Source organism: Sphingomonas aerolata, from assembly GCF_023935825.1.
In the GTDB taxonomy this organism is placed as follows: Bacteria; Pseudomonadota; Alphaproteobacteria; order Sphingomonadales; family Sphingomonadaceae; genus Sphingomonas; species Sphingomonas aerolata.
This window is the reverse complement of the sequence record NZ_CP098762.1, coordinates 900,454-917,040: the sequence shown is the minus strand read 5'-3', so window position 1 is coordinate 917,040 and position 16,587 is coordinate 900,454. Positions and strand designations below refer to the sequence as shown.

Annotated in this window: 15 protein-coding genes and 1 tRNA gene; 8 read left to right on the top strand and 8 right to left on the bottom strand. The window is 63.0% G+C overall.

Translation table 11 applies throughout. The annotated features are described in order from the left end of the window. Window positions 1-60 precede the first annotated feature (60 nt). Both NEF64_RS04350 and NEF64_RS04345 read left to right on the top strand, forming a co-directional pair. The gene (locus NEF64_RS04350) at window positions 61-735 is read left to right on the top strand and encodes a TetR/AcrR family transcriptional regulator (RefSeq protein ID WP_414711874.1); all 675 of its coding nucleotides are present in this window, start codon (window positions 61-63) and stop codon (window positions 733-735) included. A gap of 106 nt (window positions 736-841) precedes the next feature. Then, complete coding sequence (locus NEF64_RS04345) at window positions 842-1,492, top strand: VOC family protein (protein ID WP_252574652.1); 651 nt, start codon at window positions 842-844, stop codon at window positions 1,490-1,492. 222 nt (window positions 1,493-1,714) lie between these two features. Here NEF64_RS04345 and NEF64_RS04340 read toward each other — a convergent pair whose 3' ends face one another. From NEF64_RS04340 to NEF64_RS04330, 3 genes are all read right to left on the bottom strand, one after another. After that, the gene (locus tag NEF64_RS04340) at window positions 1,715-4,012 is read right to left on the bottom strand and encodes a sensor histidine kinase (RefSeq protein WP_252574650.1); all 2,298 of its coding nucleotides are present in this window, start codon (window positions 4,010-4,012) and stop codon (window positions 1,715-1,717) included. After that, the gene (locus NEF64_RS04335) at window positions 4,012-4,383 is read right to left on the bottom strand and encodes a response regulator (RefSeq protein WP_051916249.1); all 372 of its coding nucleotides are present in this window, start codon (window positions 4,381-4,383) and stop codon (window positions 4,012-4,014) included. Before NEF64_RS04335 ends, NEF64_RS04340 begins: the two co-directional genes overlap by 1 nt. Before the next feature lie 256 nt (window positions 4,384-4,639). Beyond that, entirely contained in the window at window positions 4,640-4,963 is a 324-nt protein-coding gene (locus NEF64_RS04330) for a hypothetical protein (RefSeq protein ID WP_156360379.1), read from the bottom strand. A gap of 211 nt (window positions 4,964-5,174) precedes the next feature. On the opposite strand from NEF64_RS04330, the gene NEF64_RS04325 reads away from it, so the two are divergent. The 5 genes from NEF64_RS04325 to NEF64_RS04305 all read left to right on the top strand — a co-directional run bounded on the left by NEF64_RS04325 (window position 5,175) and on the right by NEF64_RS04305 (window position 10,952). Beyond that, on the top strand, window positions 5,175-6,296 hold the full coding sequence (locus tag NEF64_RS04325) for a GGDEF domain-containing protein (RefSeq protein ID WP_056407296.1): 1,122 nt from the start codon (window positions 5,175-5,177) through the stop codon (window positions 6,294-6,296). Between the two features lie 539 nt (window positions 6,297-6,835). After that, window positions 6,836-7,399 carry a Csu type fimbrial protein gene (locus tag NEF64_RS04320; protein ID WP_235516418.1) on the top strand — a complete coding sequence of 188 codons (564 nt, stop codon included), beginning with the start codon at window positions 6,836-6,838 and terminating at the stop codon, window positions 7,397-7,399. Window positions 7,400-7,446: 47 nt separating this feature from the next. Then, window positions 7,447-8,139 carry a fimbrial biogenesis chaperone gene (locus tag NEF64_RS04315; RefSeq protein WP_056407294.1) on the top strand — a complete coding sequence of 231 codons (693 nt, stop codon included), beginning with the start codon at window positions 7,447-7,449 and terminating at the stop codon, window positions 8,137-8,139. A gap of 18 nt (window positions 8,140-8,157) precedes the next feature. Further along, entirely contained in the window at window positions 8,158-10,500 is a 2,343-nt protein-coding gene (locus NEF64_RS04310; protein WP_082446929.1) for a fimbria/pilus outer membrane usher protein, read from the top strand. Further along, on the top strand, window positions 10,497-10,952 hold the full coding sequence (locus NEF64_RS04305; RefSeq protein ID WP_252574647.1) for a Csu type fimbrial protein: 456 nt from the start codon (window positions 10,497-10,499) through the stop codon (window positions 10,950-10,952). Before NEF64_RS04310 ends, NEF64_RS04305 begins: the two co-directional genes overlap by 4 nt. A gap of 327 nt (window positions 10,953-11,279) precedes the next feature. Here NEF64_RS04305 and NEF64_RS04300 read toward each other — a convergent pair. After that, a tRNA-Ser gene (locus NEF64_RS04300) sits at window positions 11,280-11,370 on the bottom strand. An 88-nt stretch (window positions 11,371-11,458) separates the two neighbouring features. Here NEF64_RS04300 and NEF64_RS04295 point away from each other — a divergent pair. Further along, window positions 11,459-12,319, top strand: coding sequence for a peptidylprolyl isomerase (locus NEF64_RS04295; protein ID WP_056407289.1), 861 nt, complete (start codon window positions 11,459-11,461; stop codon window positions 12,317-12,319). Here the strand turns inward: NEF64_RS04295 and mmsB are convergent. The 4 genes from mmsB to NEF64_RS04275 all read right to left on the bottom strand — a co-directional run bounded on the left by mmsB (window position 12,316) and on the right by NEF64_RS04275 (window position 16,505). After that, window positions 12,316-13,197, bottom strand: coding sequence for a 3-hydroxyisobutyrate dehydrogenase (gene mmsB / locus NEF64_RS04290; RefSeq protein WP_056407286.1), 882 nt, complete (start codon window positions 13,195-13,197; stop codon window positions 12,316-12,318). The two genes, NEF64_RS04295 and mmsB, sit on opposite strands and share 4 nt — an antisense overlap. Before the next feature lie 179 nt (window positions 13,198-13,376). Further along, window positions 13,377-14,153 carry an enoyl-CoA hydratase gene (locus NEF64_RS04285; RefSeq protein WP_056407285.1) on the bottom strand — a complete coding sequence of 259 codons (777 nt, stop codon included), beginning with the start codon at window positions 14,151-14,153 and terminating at the stop codon, window positions 13,377-13,379. A gap of 53 nt (window positions 14,154-14,206) precedes the next feature. Continuing rightward, window positions 14,207-15,247, bottom strand: coding sequence for an enoyl-CoA hydratase/isomerase family protein (locus NEF64_RS04280; protein WP_252574645.1), 1,041 nt, complete (start codon window positions 15,245-15,247; stop codon window positions 14,207-14,209). A 112-nt stretch (window positions 15,248-15,359) separates the two neighbouring features. Then, window positions 15,360-16,505, bottom strand: coding sequence for an acyl-CoA dehydrogenase family protein (locus NEF64_RS04275; RefSeq protein ID WP_056407515.1), 1,146 nt, complete (start codon window positions 16,503-16,505; stop codon window positions 15,360-15,362). Window positions 16,506-16,587 lie beyond the last annotated feature (82 nt).

The following is a 16,587-nucleotide window of genomic DNA, read 5'->3' as shown; positions in this document are numbered from 1 at the left end:
GCCTTGGCTTCAGCCTATACTGAAACCTGAACCAGTATTCAACTTGTGTATCGAGGGCAGATGAGAATGGCGAAGGCGCAGGAGACGACGCCGGCAGGAGCCGCGGTCATTGGCGAGGCCAAGGTTCCGCGTACCGATCGTGGCCGCCGGACGATGCGCGCGATCCTCGACGCCGCCGCGATCGAGTTCGGCGACAACGGATTCCACCAGGCCTCGATCAGCGACATCACGCGGCGCGCCGGCGTCGCGCTCGGCAGCTTCTACACCTATTTCGACTCAAAGGACGCGGTGTTCCGCGCGCTCGTCCGCGACATGTCCGACCAGGTTCGCGATCATGTCGCCCCGGCGATCCGGTCCGCACCCGATCAGATCGCGGCCGAGCAGGCGGGGCTTCGCGAATTCATCAGCTTCGTCCGTGACCACAAGGAAATCTACCGGATCATCGACGAGTCCGAATTCGTCGATCCTGAGAGCTTTCACCTGCATTATGCGACCACGGCGGACCGGATCACGCGTCGCCTGCGAAAGGCCGCAGACCGCGGCGAGGTCAAGGGCGACGTCAGCGAGGTCCATGGTTGGGCGATCATGGGAATGAACGTATTCCTCGGACTTCGCTACGGCGTCTGGAGCGAAGACGAGACACCAGATGAGATCGCGAAGGTCGTCGCGAAAATGCTAAAAGAGGGCATCTTACGCAGCCCGGATGATCGAGCCATGTCCGAGGTCAAGACTTGATGGGCCGATTGGATACACGACCCCAAATTCGGCCATTCACGCGGACTTCCCCGCTCCCCAACGTCAGTCATTCGTTCATCTCCGCGCGGACCGCTTTCGTTGTCCGGTGTTCGACCATGAACGTCATGATGGGAAGGATTGCTGGCCGTCCGCTTACGGGAAGGCCCGTGGCAATAACCGATATTGCGAGACTGCCGCTTTCTGCAAAGAGAATGGCCGATCGGAAATAAAGTTGCCAGGCGATCCGCACGCCGATAACATCGTGCCAGCAACGATGGGGGGGGCTAATGCTGTGCCGACTATCCGCAGGCTACTATCAGTCGTTGCCGTCTTGTCCGCATTGATGCCCATGACTATTTCCGCAGAACCGATCGGCAGAATTACCGGCGTCGGTGGCATCTTCTTCAAGAGCAAAGCGCCGAAAGCCCTCATGGCGTGGTATCGCGATGTTCTCGGCCTCAAAGTTGAGGCGTGGGGCGGAGTCGTGCTGCCCTATGACGCGCCGGAGCACCCGCCAGTACTCACTCTGAATGTATTTCAGGAGGGATCCAACTACATGGAACCCTCAAAGCACGAGTTCATGCTGAATTTCGCGGTAGATGACCTGGACGCGTTCGTTGATCGTCTGAAAGCCAAGGGCGTCGCGATACTTAAAAGGGATGACACCGACGCAATCGGGAAATTTGCGTGGATCGTTGATCCGGACGAGACCAAGATAGAGTTGTGGGAGCCGAAGGCCGAGACTGCATCAAAGTAAGCCCTTCTCGCCAGAAATGGGAAGTTTCGGACGCTCGCCGAGAATTGCGGTGGCGGGCAACCCGGCTCCGCGAACGCCAAATCGCGTCCTGCCGTGCGATTCTACCGCAACTAACAGCCGCGGAACGTACGCTATGAGAGAAGAACGGCCATTTGGTCAGGCTCAGCGTCAGCAGCGCGGCGGTCAGGTTCGATCCACCGTCTCCAATGGAAGCCTGATAGGCTAAATAGCTACAAAATCGGGAAAATCGATGGCCAGGATCGCGCCTCGCTCCGGAGCTTCGCGCGATCTGATACTGATCTTTCCGCCGATTTCCATGACGATCTGCCGGGAGATATAAAGGCCAAGACCTGTCCCGCGATCCGTCTTTTTGGTGGTCATGAAGGCATCGAATGCCCGGTCCGGATGACTCAAAGACAGCCCGGCGCCATTGTCCACAATACTAATCCGAACGCCGCTCTCTGAGACAGTTACCTCCAGTTCGACGGCACCGGTCAGGCTAGCGTCCTCGGCTTCGCGTCGCGTTGCGATGGAGTCGACCGCGTTCTGAATGGCGTTGACGAGCACCTGCTCGAGGCCGACGCGCGGAGCAAGGAGCAGAACCGGCGGCCCGTCTGGCAACGTCATTTTCACGCCGACATCGTGCTGGATCAGCAACGGCCGCATGAAGGACAATGTTGTGCTGACGACGTCGCCCAGATCAAGCGGTTCGGGGCTGTCATTCTCGATCCGAGCGTAGCGCGAAATACGCGTGATGATATCGCGTGCACGGTTTACCTGTTCGCTGATCCGATCAAACTTGTCGCGAGCACGCGCCGCGCCATCGGGACTCGCCTGATCGAGCAACAATCGGCCATTCTCGGCAGAAAGCGAGATGGTGAAGAGAGGTTGTTTGAGTTCATGACTCAGGGCTGAGGCCATGCCCCCGAGCTCGACGAGACGCGCCTGCTGAAGCATCCGATTCTGCGCCAGCTTCGACTGCCGGAGGCGCACCAACCACCCCGAACGCCAATGGCCGGGAGCCAGGAGGTCGCGACCGACGAATAGATACCAATCACTCGATTCCTGGTCTGCAAGCCGAAACTCGACAAACGCCTCGGCATCATCGCAGATGTCCGCAAAAGCTAGACAATCATTGGTATGTATTGCTTCGGACCGCTCCTGTGCAACCCGTTCGATGTTCATGTCCAGAAAAGCGAGGGTGCCCTTGGCAGCGTCGAAGCGGATATCCGCCGCAAGACTCAGGTCCATTTCCTTTTTGAGTTCGATGAATGCCCGGGCAATTCGCAAGCGCTCTTGCACCAACTCGGCAAAGCTGTTGTTCGCGGTGACGATAGCTGCGATCGGGCGGTCGAACTCGTTGAATGTAAGCTTTTGAGGCAGCGAAAGGCCAGGCTGGCCGAACCCTTCCGCGACTTCCTTCCAGGCCTGCAGCGAACGACGCAGGGCGCGCGTGATGAGCAGCTGCAGCAAGATCGACACGACGAGAATGACACCCAGGCCGAGCATCTCTAGAAGCACCACGCGATAGGCACTCTCGGCAGCGGGTCGGGTTGAGTAGAGATAGAAATATTTGCGGTCAGGAAGAGTGTAACGGCCGAGCTGGCACGCGGTAACCCAGTAGGCGAACGTATTGCGGTCGTTCGGCCCCGTCACTTGCAGTCCATCATCGATCCGTGTGCAGCCGAAAAGCTGCATCGCTTGTGCGGAGCGCAGGCTGCTTTCGTCGTCCGAGATAAGTAGTCGTTGGGGGTGCCTTCCTGTATTGTGCGTTTCTGCCACGCCCAAGAACCCATTTCCGGTCACGAGCCCGCGACCGATCCGCACCTCAGCCAGAAGCGCGGTTTCGGCCATGAAGGATTTAAATTCTTCCGGAAAGCGCCGGACACTGCTGACAAACATGACGAGCGCGCACGCGAGCACGATGAGTGTAATGGATGCCGGCAAGAGCTGGGCGAGGCTGATCGTGCGGCGCAGCGAGACCCGACCGGCTGGAAGGTTCACGACGAAGAGTGACAGCGCTAGATCGACCAGCGCTGCCATCAACACATCGTTGAGAAGCTTGCGGATCATCGTCAGCGCGAAAATCGTTAGCGACGCATCGTAGTTGATGCGCAGGAATAGAAACCCCGCCGCCGTCCCGATGGTAAGCAAAAAGACGGCGGTGGCGATGGCAAGTGACGAGCCAGCGAAGCGAGTCCAATTGATGAAAACTACATGCCCCAGCGCCAGCGCGATGGTAAAGATATGGCCCCACCAGAACCAGGATGACGCCATCGTTAGCAGCACCATGGGAATGGCTAGCCGCAGACCACCCAACCTGTATGCGAGAAGGTAGAAAAGGGGGCCTAGATACATTTCGAACCCGGGCGCAAGAATAATGCGGAAGGAACTCGCGCCGATGGCCACCGCCAAAAGGACGATCGTCAGAGCCCATCCCTGGACGGTCATTTGCCGTAGCGGCTCTGCGGCTAGCTGAAACTCGCCGCCGTGGCGTAAGCGGTTTACGATGTCATTCATCAACCCCGCCCGTCTTGTGTAAGCAGTGACAGGAGCAATTCTAAGTCGACTGGCTTGAAAAGGACATGAAGATCCTTCTTCTTGGTTTCATGCTCTATTTGTTCGGTCAGATCGGTGTGGCCTGTCATCAGGATTATGGTGTTCACCTTTGCCCGCAGGTCAGGGTCGGCTCGGATTGCGCGGACCAGGTCAAGGCCACTGCCGTCTCGTAAGCGGAGGTCCGTCAACAGGGTTACGTGGCTGGAACCTTGCTTCAAGCTCTCCAGCGCAAGGGCCACACACGCTGCGCCGCTAACCGCGAACGAGCGCAATTCTAACATTTCAACCAACTCCTCCCGGACGTCGGTCTCGTCCTCGACGACCAAGATCATTGTTGGGCACTTTCAATGGTGACGCAAGCTCAAGATAAGAACGCGAAGTTTTCAACGTGTAAATGGCGACGTGAATAAACGTCGACGTTGATGAGCCTGCGCCTTAATCGCGACGTCCCGGATCGTCGGCCGCCGCCACGACACCTCTCTCGCAACGCGTATCAACCTTGGTGACGGGTATAGGGAAACATTCGAGCGGCTGTTGCTGCCTTCTCGTCGGACGGGATCGTCGTCGATCATATCGTCGGTGCGGTTGTCATCGAACGTGAAGCGGTGGGGGAGCGATGATGGTTGACGCCCGTGAGCTGCACGATTTCAACGAGCCCCAGCTGCGATGGTGATCGAGGCGCTGCCAAGCGAAACGATCGACGCCTTGCCCTCTGGCGCAATCCGGATCGGTGACCATGGCAAGGCCGAATATTATGGTGCGGCAGAGCGGCGCCTGTCGGGCTCCGGCAATCACGACCGCCTCGGCCTCGACTTCTTCAGCAGGATCGCGCCCTGTATGGACAATCCCGACTTTCGCGGCCGCGTCGAGCGTGCCCGGGTATCGGGAATGCTCGATTTGGAATTCAGCCACGTCTGCGACTTCGAGGACCGCGACCGGGAACTGGGTCCGATCGCTGAACTTTTCGGTGTCGTTATCTCGATTGATTCACGCTGTCCTATAATGCGCGCATGCATGTCGGCGCTTTTCCCTACCATCACGATCGGCGGCACAGGACTACGCACTGCCCCTGCGACCGGATTCGCCCAGTCCTGGCTGTGCTGGCATCAGGGAACACGTTATCATGCTCCGCGGTCTGATATCGCCCGGTTGGCTGGAACGGCTGGGAGACCATCGGCTCGATGGGGCGGCGCTGGACGGCCTGAAAACGCTGTTGCCGCGATTGGTGATCGCCGCTCTGGCGAGTTTGCTGTTGCTCACCCATCTGGGTTCTCGCGCTGCGATACAATGGATCAGCTTTGTCGGCTTTGCGGAGCTGTGGTGCAGGCAATGCAGTATCATGCTGGCGCGACCGGATGGCGGGCGCCTGCCGCTGCGGCTCAATTATATTGCCTCCGCACTCATGACGACGATCGCGTGGACGAGCTTGCCGGTTTTGCTGTGGTGGAGCAGGGTACCTGATATAGGTTCAGCGGTTATCGTCATGCTGATCTCGCAGCTGATCCACGCTCAAGCCTTTGCCTTCCGCGCCCCGTCGATCGTGGCGTTCAAGGTTGGTGTTCCCGCCAGCGCAATGCTCGCGCTGCCTTGGCTGGTCGAACCAGCAAGCTATTTTACTACTCTCACGTCGACAATCGCGTCGGGTCTTTGCATCAGTTATATCTTCGCAAGCGTGCGAGCAAACTGGCGGAGCGATGCGGCGCTACGCAAAGCTCATGACGAGCTCGAATATCTGGCCTATTTCGACGGACTTACCTCCCTTGCCAATCGTCGACAGTTCACACGACACATGCGCAATCTCATCGAACTGTCCGATCGTCAAAGGTCCCGGTTCGCCTTGCTCCTGATCGATCTTGACCATTTTAAGGTCGTCAACGACACGTTCGGTCACGATGCTGGCGATGCGCTCCTCGTCGCGGCAGGAGAGCGTCTGCGTGCAGCCGTCGGCGAGTTGAGCCATGTCGCGCGGCTCGGCGGTGACGAGTTTGCCATACTCTTACCCGACATCGGCAGCACCGCCGATATCGATGCGGCATGCGGTCGCATCGTAGATGGCGTCCAGCCTGCTGTCGACTTCAACGGAGGACAGATGAGACTAAGTTTCAGCATCGGCATCGCGCTTTATCCCGGCGACGGCGACAGCATACAAACAATCCTCAAATCCGCTGACGTTGCGCTTTACGACGCGAAGCGGCGGGGTCGAGGCACGTGGCGCTTCAGTGAAGGGTTCGGCAAGGTCGCATAAGTCAAGTTTGAGACCTGCGGAAGGTACCCGTCTGATTCATCGCTTGCACTACACTGACACATTCGACCCAAATCCGGCCATTGCTGCCACCTCCCCCGCTCCCCGATTTCAAGCATTTCCCTGTTCGCGCTGGCGGCTTTTGGCGGCGGATATTTCCTCATGGACGCCGTGATCGAGAAAAAAGCGGCGCGTCCGATTTAGGGCAGTCGGTGGGAGGCCGCCATTGGTTCAAACGGCTGCAAGAATGATAATCGGCGCCGTTCGGCTTGATCGCGGCGTGCACGTATTCATACAAATGCTCGGTAAATCTCAGCCACTCTTTTTGAGCGGGCAAGCCCTTCAGTACGATGAGGTGAAGAATTACCGTCCAGACTCCTTAATCCATGCGGACTCTAGACAACTCCCTAATTCGCAATAATCTGCAGTTGGCTAGGGCCACCGGTAATGAATCCCCGCATATAAATGGTGACGTTTTTCCTGAGGCTGACGCCCTTCCTTTGGCTGGCATTCTATAATTGCCTGAGAAAGGTCGCCGTTTTATGATTACGCAGAACTTGGCCCGGCATATTGCGTTACTGCGCATAGGTCGGCCGTCGCTTCACACCACTACAGCCTTTTTCAAAACGCAGGCTCGCGTTCTGAGCATTCCCCTATGCATGGTTGTGGCGAATGGCTCGGCAAGCGCATCGACGGCGAACACGACGTTCAATGTGACGGCCAACGTCGTGTCGAGTTGCCAGATTTCGGCGACCGCACTGACGTTCGGAACCTATACCGGGGCCCAAACCGACGCGACTTCGACGATCACCGCGACCTGCACGGATACCACCGCCTACACCATCGGCGTCAGCGCAGGCTTGGGCACGGGGGCGACCGTAACGAACCGGTACATGAACGGCCCCAGCGTCGATGTGCTCGCCTATGCCGTCTATCGCGACAGTGCGCGTACCAATAGCTGGGGCACGACGATCGGTACGGACACGGTGTCGGGCACCGGCAACGGCGGCGCTCAGGCCATTACCGTTTATGGGCGCCTTGCAGCGGGTCAATTGCCCGTTCCCGGAGCCTATTCGGATACTCTGACCGCAACGATCACCTACTGATGGCCCGGGGATGTTTTTTTCGCTTCGAGAGGCTTCGTCGCTGGTCGATGGCGAGCGGATACGGGATCGTCCTGGCAACGTGCATCGCCCCGCTTCAGGCACAATCCCTGTCGGTGAGCCCGGTCACGTTCAATCTTGCCGCCTCGCAACAGGCGACGAGCCTGACGGTCCGCAACGATGGCGCTGAGGAAACGGTGGTCCAGATCCGGCCCTTCGCCTGGATGCAACAGCCCGAGGATGTCCTTGTACCGGCCGACGATGTGGTCGTCAGTCCCCGCATCGTGACGATCCCACCCCGTTCGAACCAGGTCTTCCGGGTTCTCGTGCGGCATAAGGCGACGTCCAAGGAACTGACGTACCGGTTGATCCTCGATCAGATCCCGCGCGCGTCCGAACCCGGTGCCGTGCGCATGGTCCTGCGCATTTCCATGCCGATCTTCGTCGAGCCCGTCGCTCCGGCGAACCCCGGCGTTCGATTTCGGCTGGCGCGCCGAGACGGTGACACGGTTCTGGTGCTCGAAAATCCGGGAGCGCGCCATGAGACGCTGCGCAACGTTGTCCTGCGCGACACGAACGGCGCGCCGATCGCCGTCAAGAATGGTGGTTCACCCTATCTGCTGGCTGGCGCGACGCGGGAACTTCCGGTCCAAGACATGCCCGTCCAACCCGCCGTGGATGGCCGCTATCGATTGACGATGGAGGGCGGAAAGGGCCCCATCACCGTTGCCCTCGCGCGGTAGCGGGGACGGGACCGTGCGATGCGCGCCAAAGCCCTCCGATCGACCTGTCGATTTCTCCTGATGATCTGCCTCGCTGACCATGCCGGGGCCGCTCCCGCACCGACGCTGCTGGAGGTCTGGATCAATGGGCGCCCGACCGGGAAAATCGGCGAGTTTGTTCTGCGCGGCGACGGACTGGCGGCAACCCCCAAGGAACTCGCCGAACTCGGCCTTTCCCCGCGCACCACGCCCGGCGATGAACTTGCGGACATCGTCGCCGACCGTGATTTTCGCTGGCACGTCGACCAGGCTACCGGCCGACTCTACGTGACCGCCTCCGAGGGGCGTTTGGTGAGAACGACGATCTCGGCCGCTGCCGATCCTGCCATGGCCGGAGCAGTGGAGAGCGGGACCGGTTCCACGCTGAACTACGATACGACAGCGACCGGCGATGCTCGTCGCCAGGCCTTTTCCGCGTACCTCGATGCACGCGTCTTTTCAGGCCATGGGGTTGCGGCTGGTCAGGCCTTGATGACCGCATTCCGTTCGGGGACGACGACGACCTATCGCGCGACCAGGCTCGATTTCAACTACACCGTTTCGCTGCCCGACCGCCTGCTGCGGCTCAGGTTGGGCGACTTCATAACGTCGGGCGCGGACTCGCAACGGGCGATCCGGCTCGGCGGCATCCAGTTCGGTTCGGACTTCGCGCTGCGCCCCGACCTGATCACGATGCCGCTGCCCGATTTTCGTGGCAACGCGGTCGTTCCCACCATCGCCGACATCCTTGTGAACGACGCATCCGCGATATCCCTGCCTATCGGCGCTGGTCCCTTCGAGATCCGCAACGTGCCGGTGCAGACGGGCAGCGGCAAAGTCTCGCTGAACCTCCAGAATTCCCTGGGACAATCCGTCAGGACGACGGTGGCCTATTATGCGAGCAATGCTCTGCTCGCACCCGGGTTGCACACGTTCGCTGTCCAGGCTGGCGTGATCCGGCACCAATTCGGGAGCCAGAGCAACGCCTACGGACAGCTTGCGGCAAGCGGCAGCTACCGCTGGGGCGTATCGCCTCGGCTGACGGCGGCGCTCTATGCCGAAGCAACCCGCAGCGCGGCGCTCGTCGGGTCGGGCGTGTCGGTAAACCTGGCCAACCTGGCAATCGCCACGGGTGATTGCGCGGCCAGCAGCGGGCGGGACGGGAACGGCGTGCGCTGCGTCGCGCAAATCGAACACCGCGACTCACTGGTGTCACTCAGGCTGTCCCACGGATTTGCGACGAAGGCCTTTCGCGACAACGCGGCAAGCGATGGCTATCCTGCCATTCGAAGGCAGACCGACGCCAGCATTGCGCTTGCAATGGGTCCGGCCGGTACGATGTCCCTCGGCTATACCGCCCTCGATCAGGCAGGCGACGTCGCCTGGGGAAGGCTGAAGGGCGCGCCGGCGATGTTTGGCCGCGGTTCCGCGGTCCGTCTGGCGTCCGTCACGTACAGCGTGCAGCGGGGACCGGTATCGATCTACGCGAACGGCTCGCACGACACCAGCGCACGCGGCGGCCGCAGCATCATGTTCGGCCTGTCGCTTCCCTTCGGACGGCGAAGTCAGGCGAGCGTTGATCGGCAGATGCAAGGCGGCCGCTGGCAAAGCCAGCTGCAGGCGGCCCGCGGCACGAGCGAGGCCGATTCATGGGGCTATCAGGCGGCGATCGGGCGCGGCGCGATCGACAGCCAGTTTGTCGAAGTACAACATCGGTCCCGCATCGGATGGCTGGCCGCCGGAATCGATCGGACCAACGGTGCAACGACGATCCGTGCCCAGGCGCGCGGGTCCGTGTCCGCAATCGATGGCTCGGTATTTCTGTCGAATACGATCAACGACAGTTTCGCGATTGTCGACACGCAAGGGTTGGCAGGTGTTCGGGTGCTACACGAAAACAGGGTCGCCGGCCGAACCGGCCGGTCGGGCAAGCTGATGGTTACGGACCTGCGGTCGTTCCAGGTCAATCACCTCGCCATCGAGCCGACCGATCTGCCGCCCGATGCCGTGATCGCAACCGGGGAACGCGATGTCCGGCCACAGGATCGGGCAGGCGTCGTGCTCAGGTTTCCGATCAAACGACCAAATGGCGCAGTGCTGGTCCTGGTCGAGGCAAGCGGCAGACCACTTCCACCGGGAAGCACCGTCACGCTGGAAGCGTCCGGGGCGACGTTTCCCCTGGGCTTTGACGGGGAGACCTTCGTCGAGGGGCTCGACCAGCACACCGTCCTGAACGTCGCGCGCCCCGACGGCACACGCTGCCGTGTTGGACTGTCCGTCGCTGCACGGGAGCGGGGTCTCGCGCGGCTTGGCCCGTTTTCCTGTGTCGAGACAGCCCCGTGATCGCCCGCGTGCTGTTCGCGCTCTTCTGCCTCGCGATACCGGCTGCCGCGGATGCGGGATGCTCGATATCGGCCAGCGGGGTCGCGTTCGGGAACTATGACGGGTCCGCCACGTCGGCGGACGACGCGACGGGCACGATCACGATCAACTGCTTCATACTCTCCGGTCTCGGCGGGTACACGATCGCGCTCAGCCCGGGACGAGATGGCAGCTATACGGCGCGACGCATGATCTCTGGAACGGCGACCTTGCCCTATCAGCTTTATGCGGATCCGGCACGAACGCAGATCTGGGGCGACGGGTCGGGCGGGAGCTTCACCGTGCGGTCCTTCGATATCATCCCGTTGCTTGGCGGGAGTTCGACCTACCAGATTTACGGAAGAGTCCCCGCCAGGCTCTCGCCACGCCCCGGAGCCTATAATGATACGATTGTGATTACAGTAAGCTATTGATTGATCCCGTATTTACTACATTTGAAAAGACGTCCGATCTGGGGAAGGGTCAGACGACTAAACCCGTAGCCCATCGTCTGAACGAACGGCTGTTCGCGGCAATCGCCGCCCGAAAGCGGACGGGCGGATTTCCACCGTTTTTACCTGTCAACTCTGAGCATAGGCCGTACGCAATACAGGGGCGCGGCCTAACGCGACATAAACCACGGCCAGCGATACCCGCGGAAATCGTGCAGCGACGGTCGGCTTCAAGCGCGCGCGCTTTCGGGGAACGGTTATGCGAACCCGACGACTTGATCGCAACTTTGGGCTTAGATCCAAGGGGTGTGGCGGAGCGGGAGGGATTCGAACCCTCGATACGCTTTTGACGTATACTCACTTTCCAGGCGAGCGCCTTCGACCACTCGGCCACCGCTCCGCATTGCTCTGGAACGCGCCTGCTAGAGCGGGTTTGGCTGCGGCGCAAGCGATTGCGTGCGGGGCGGCGCTCGGGCAGTCTCACGGCGATGATCACCGCCCTGCTCGCCGCCGCCCTCGCCCAAGCTACGCCGGCGCCAGCACCGCTGCCGTCCGATCCGGTCGCGGCGGACTGGGTGGCGGTGCCCGATGACGAGATCCTCGTCTTCACGCTGGCGAACGGGCACGGCTTCACGCTCCGGCTCGCGCCTGGCTATGCCCCCGCGCACGTCGCCAACATCCGCGCGCTCGCCCGCGCGCGCTGGTGGGACAGCGCGACAAGCGTGTACCGCGTGCAGGACAATTATGTCGCGCAATGGGGCGATGCGACCGAGAAGAAGCCGCTCGTCCCCGGCGTCGCGGACGGGATCGCCGCCGAATATGACCTGGCCGGGCCGGCCGCGGTCGCGCGGCTGACGAAGCGCGATCCCTATGCCGAATGGGCGGGCTACAGCGCGGATGGCTGGCCGCTCGCCGGCTCGGGCGCACGGCAATGGCTGCCGCATTGCTACGGGATGGTCGGCGTTGCGCGTGATCTGGCGCCTAGCGTCGGCAGCGGCGCCGAGCTCTACACCGTCATCGGCCATGCGCCGCGCGCGCTCGACCGCAACATCGCGGTCGTCGGGCGGGTGGTCGACGGGATCGAGTGGCTGTCGTCGCTGCCGCGCGGGACGGGCGAGCTCGGCTTCTACGCCAAGCCTGCGGAGCGCAGCCCGATCGTCTCGGCGCGGCTGGCGAGCGACCTTCCCGCCGCCACCCGCCCGCACTTCCAGTACCGCGCGACGGCGAACCCGCGCTTCACCGCCTGGATCGCGGGGCGCGAGAACCGGACGCCGCCGTTCTTCACGGTGCCGGCGGGCGGCGCGGACATCTGCAACGCGCTCCCGCCGGTCCGCCGCACGCCGGGTTAGGCGTTGCCCTGCAACGTGCGGATGATCGCGGAGAAGTCGAGCCCGCCCTGCCCGGCCTCGGCGAACGCCTCGTAGCGCTCCGCCGCCTTCGCGCCCATCGGCGTGTCGGCGCCGACATCCTGCGCCGCCGCCATCGCGAGCCGCAGGTCCTTCAGCATCAGGGCCGCCGCGAACCCGCCCTGATAATCATGGTCGGCGGGCGTGTCGGGGCCGATCCCCGGCAGCGGCGCATAGCTCGTCATCGACCAGCTCTGCCCCGACGAGACGCTGGCGATGTCGTAAAAGGCCTGCGCGTCGAGCCCGAGCTTGTCGGCCAGCACGAACGCCTCGCAGGTCGCGATCATCGTCGCGCCGAGAATCATGTTGTTGCAGATCTTCGCCGCCTGCCCCGCGCCGTTCGCGCCGGCGTGGATCACCGCCTTGCCCATCGCCGCGAGGATCGGCTCGGCGCGCTCGAATGCCGCCGCCGAACCGCCGACCATGAAGGTGAGCGTGCCCGCATTGGCAGCGCCGATCCCGCCGGAGACCGGCGCGTCGACCGCCGCGAGCCCCTTGGCCTGCGCGGCGTCGGCGACCTGCTTCGCGGTCGCGACGTCGATCGTCGAACAGTCGATCAGGATCGCGGTTGGGCCCGCGACGCCGAACAGCGCGTCATACACCTCGGCGACGTGCTTGCCCGCGGGCAGCATCGTCACGATCGCCTCCGCCCCGTCCGCGGCCTCGGCCGCGGAGTCGACGGGCAGGCAGCCCGCCGCCTTCGCCCTGGCCAGCGCGTCGGCGCTCAGGTCGAACGCGTGGACGTCATGGCCGTTCTTCGCGAGGTTCGCGGCCATGCCGCCGCCCATATTGCCGAGGCCGATGAATCCGATGCGTGCCATGTTCTCTCTCCTAAATCTGCCGCGGCGACTGTGTCGCTCGCGATCCAACCCCGCCATTCGCGACTACGTCCCGCACGCCCCAACCCCGTCATCCTGACGAAAGTCAGGACCCAGAGCCAAACACCGCCGGCGCCCGTAACCCTGGGTCCTGACGTTCGTCAGGATGACGGGTGGCCGCGTTACTTGCCCGTCCATGCCCCCGCGCGCTTCTCGACGAACGCGGCCATGCCTTCGCTCTGGTCCGCGGTGCCGAACAGCCCGTGGAACAGCCGCCGCTCGAACTGCACGCCCATCGCGAGCCCCGTCTCGAACGCCGCGTTGACCATCTCCTTGTTCGCCAGCACCGCCAGCGGCGCCATCGCGGCGATCGTCGCGGCGGTCTTCACCGCTTCCTCGACGAGCTCGTCGGCAGGCACGATCCGCGACACCAGCCCGGCGCGCTCGGCCTCGACCGCATCCATCATCCGCCCGGTCAGCACCATCTCCATCGCCTTGGCCTTGCCGACCGCATGCGTGAGGCGCTGCGATCCGCCCATGCCGGGGGAGACGGCGAGCTTGATCTCGGGCTGGCCGAATTTGGCGGTGTCGGCGGCGAGGATGAAGTCGCACATCATCGCGACCTCGCAGCCGCCGCCCAGCGCATAGCCGGCGACCGCGGCGATGATCGGCTTGCGCGTCCGCGTCACCTGCTCCCAACCCGCGAAGAAGTTGCTCGCATACATGTCGGCAAAGCCCTGGCTTTGCATCTCCTTGATGTCCGCCCCCGCCGCGAACGCCTTGGCCGAGCCGGTCAGCACGGCGCAGCCCTGCGACGGATCCGCATCGAACGCGGCGAACGCGGCGATCAGGTCGGCAAGCACGTGCGAGTTGAGCGCGTTGAGCGCCTGCGGCCGGTTGAGCGTGACGAGCGTCACCGCACCGCGCTGCTCGACGAGGATCGTTTCGTAATCGGCCATCTCAGTCTCCAGTTCCGTCACCTCAGCGAACGCTGAGGTGACGTGCTCTATGTTCAACCCGGCGTCCACGCCTCGGCCTCGGGCAACGGCGCGAAGATCTGGTCGATCACATGATCGCTCACCGCCTCAGGCGTCGCCGGATCCCAGCGCGGCGCATTGTCCTTGTCGATGATCACCGCGCGCACGCCCTCGATGAAGTCGTGCCGCTGCACGACATGCGCGCCGACCGCATATTCCTGTTTCATCTCGTCCGCGAAACTCGCCATTGCCGCGCCTTCGTGGAGCAGCCGGAGCGAGACCTTCATCGTCTGCGGCGACTTTGTCCTGAGCGTCGCGAGCGTCTTGGCGGCCCACTCGCCACCATCGGCGTCGAGCGCGGCATAGATTTCCTCGAGCACATCGGACGCGAACAGCCGGTCGATATCGTCCTTGCGCGCAAGTATCGCCGCTTCGGGTGCCTCGGTCGACAGCGCGTTCAGAACGCCAGCAATATCCTGCGGTGCTTCCGCGATCCGCGCCTTGGCGGTGTCGAGCGTCTCGCTCGGTAGATAATGCGTCGCCAGCCCCAGCGCTGCGCACTCCGCGCCATCGAGCCGATGCCCGGTCAGCGCGAGATACTGCCCGATCCGCCCGGGCAGCCGCGACAGATACCAGCCAACGCCGACATCGGGGAACAGCCCGATCCCGGTCTCGGGCATCGCGAACTTCGTGTTCTCGGTCGCCACCCGGTACGTGCACGGCAAAGCGAGCCCGACGCCGCCGCCCATCGTGATCCCGTCCATGAACGCGACGATCGGCTTGGCATAGACGAACAGCCGGTGGTTCATCCGATACTCGGCGTGAAAGAACGCGCGTGCCGCGACGCCGTCGCTGGCGCCCGACGCGGCCAGCATCCGGATATCGCCCCCGGCGCAGAACCCACGACCCTCGGCGTGATCCACCACGATCGCCTGAACCGACGCATCCCCGCGCCACGCCTCGAGCGCGTCCAGCACGCCCTCGCACATTGCGAGGTTCAGCGCGTGCAGTGCCTTGGGCCGGTTCAACCGAATCCGGCCGACAGGCGCCTCATTTTCGACAATCAGGTCGGTCACGACGCAAGCCTTTCGAGCGACATCTCTGCGCTCTCTGCGCCTCCGCGCGAAAAACCTTTGCACGCAGAGACGCAGAGAGCGCAGAGAAGAAAAATGGGATCGCTGCGCGGGCTCATTGCCGGGTCAGCTCGCGACCGACGATCATGCGCATGACCTGGTTGGTGCCCTCGAGGATCGAATGCACGCGCAGATCGCGCCAGAAGCGTTCGATCGGGTAATCCTGCAGATACCCATAGCCGCCATGCAGCTGCAACGCGCGGTCGACCACCGACGAGCCGGTGTCGGTCGCCAGCCGCTTCGCCATCGCCGCGAACTTGGTCTTGTCGGGCGCGTTCGCCGTGACCTTGGCCGCCGCCATGTAGAGCAGCGCACGCGCCGCCTCGAGTTCGGTCGCCATGTCCGCCAGCATGAACTGCGTGTTCTGGAAGTCCGCGATCGGCTTACCGAACTGCTTGCGGTCGTGCGTATAGGCGATCGCCTCGTCGAGACACCGCTGCGCGCCGCCGAGCGAGCACGCACCGATGTTCAGCCGCCCGCCGTCGAGCCCCATCATCGCGATCCGGAAGCCCTCGCCCTCGCCGCCGACCATGTTGGCGCCCGGCACACGGACGCCGTCGAAGATCACCTGCCGCGTCGGCTGCGAATGCCAGCCGAGCTTCTTCTCGTTCGCGCCGAACGACACGCCGGGCATGTCCTTCTCGATCACCAGGCAGGAGATGCCCTTGGGGCCGTCCTCACCCGTGCGGACCATGGTGACGTACACCTCGTTCTCGCCCGCGCCCGAGATGAACTGCTTCGAGCCCGTCACGATCCAGTCGTCGCCGTCGCGCACCGCGCGCGTCTTGAGCGCCGCGGCGTCCGAGCCAGAGCCCGGCTCGGTCAGGCAATAGCTCGCCAGCCGGTCCATCGTGACGAGATCGGGCAGATACTTGTCCTTCACCGCGGCCGAGCCGAACCGGTCGATCATCCACGCCGCCATGTTGTGGATGCTGATGAACGCGCTCGTCGACGGGCAGCCATACGACATCGCCTCCATGATCAGCGCGGCTTCGAGGCGCCCGAGCGCGATCCCGCCGCTCTCCTCGCTGACATAGATCGCCGCGAAACCGAGCTCGGCCGCCGCCTTGATCGTGTCGCGCGGGAAGATGTGCTTCTCGTCCCACTCAGCCGCATGCGGGGTGATCCGGTCGGCGGTGAAGCGGCGCGCGAGCTCCTGGATCTCGCGCTGGTCGTCGGTGAGGTCGAACTGGTTGGTCATCGGGCTTTCCTGTGTCGTCATACTGGGCTTGACCCAGTATCCAGAGCGGCGAATGCTGACGCCTGCGGCTCTGGATCCTGAC

Excerpts from the sequence above, each read along its gene's own strand:
- NEF64_RS04350 (WP_414711874.1), top strand. The coding sequence starts at position 61 with ATGAGAATGGCGAAGGCGCAGGAGACGACGCCGGCAGGAGCCGCGGTC.
- NEF64_RS04340 (WP_252574650.1), bottom strand. The coding sequence starts at position 4,012 with ATGAATGACATCGTAAACCGCTTACGCCACGGCGGCGAGTTTCAGCTA.
- NEF64_RS04335 (WP_051916249.1), bottom strand. The coding sequence starts at position 4,383 with ATGATCTTGGTCGTCGAGGACGAGACCGACGTCCGGGAGGAGTTGGTT.
- NEF64_RS04325 (WP_056407296.1), top strand. The coding sequence starts at position 5,175 with ATGCTCCGCGGTCTGATATCGCCCGGTTGGCTGGAACGGCTGGGAGAC.
- NEF64_RS04320 (WP_235516418.1), top strand. The coding sequence starts at position 6,836 with ATGATTACGCAGAACTTGGCCCGGCATATTGCGTTACTGCGCATAGGT.
- NEF64_RS04315 (WP_056407294.1), top strand. The coding sequence starts at position 7,447 with ATGGCGAGCGGATACGGGATCGTCCTGGCAACGTGCATCGCCCCGCTT.
- NEF64_RS04310 (WP_082446929.1), top strand. The coding sequence starts at position 8,158 with ATGCGCGCCAAAGCCCTCCGATCGACCTGTCGATTTCTCCTGATGATC.
- NEF64_RS04295 (WP_056407289.1), top strand. The coding sequence starts at position 11,459 with ATGATCACCGCCCTGCTCGCCGCCGCCCTCGCCCAAGCTACGCCGGCG.
- mmsB (WP_056407286.1), bottom strand. The coding sequence starts at position 13,197 with ATGGCACGCATCGGATTCATCGGCCTCGGCAATATGGGCGGCGGCATG.
- NEF64_RS04285 (WP_056407285.1), bottom strand. The coding sequence starts at position 14,153 with ATGGCCGATTACGAAACGATCCTCGTCGAGCAGCGCGGTGCGGTGACG.
- NEF64_RS04275 (WP_056407515.1), bottom strand. The coding sequence starts at position 16,505 with ATGACCAACCAGTTCGACCTCACCGACGACCAGCGCGAGATCCAGGAG.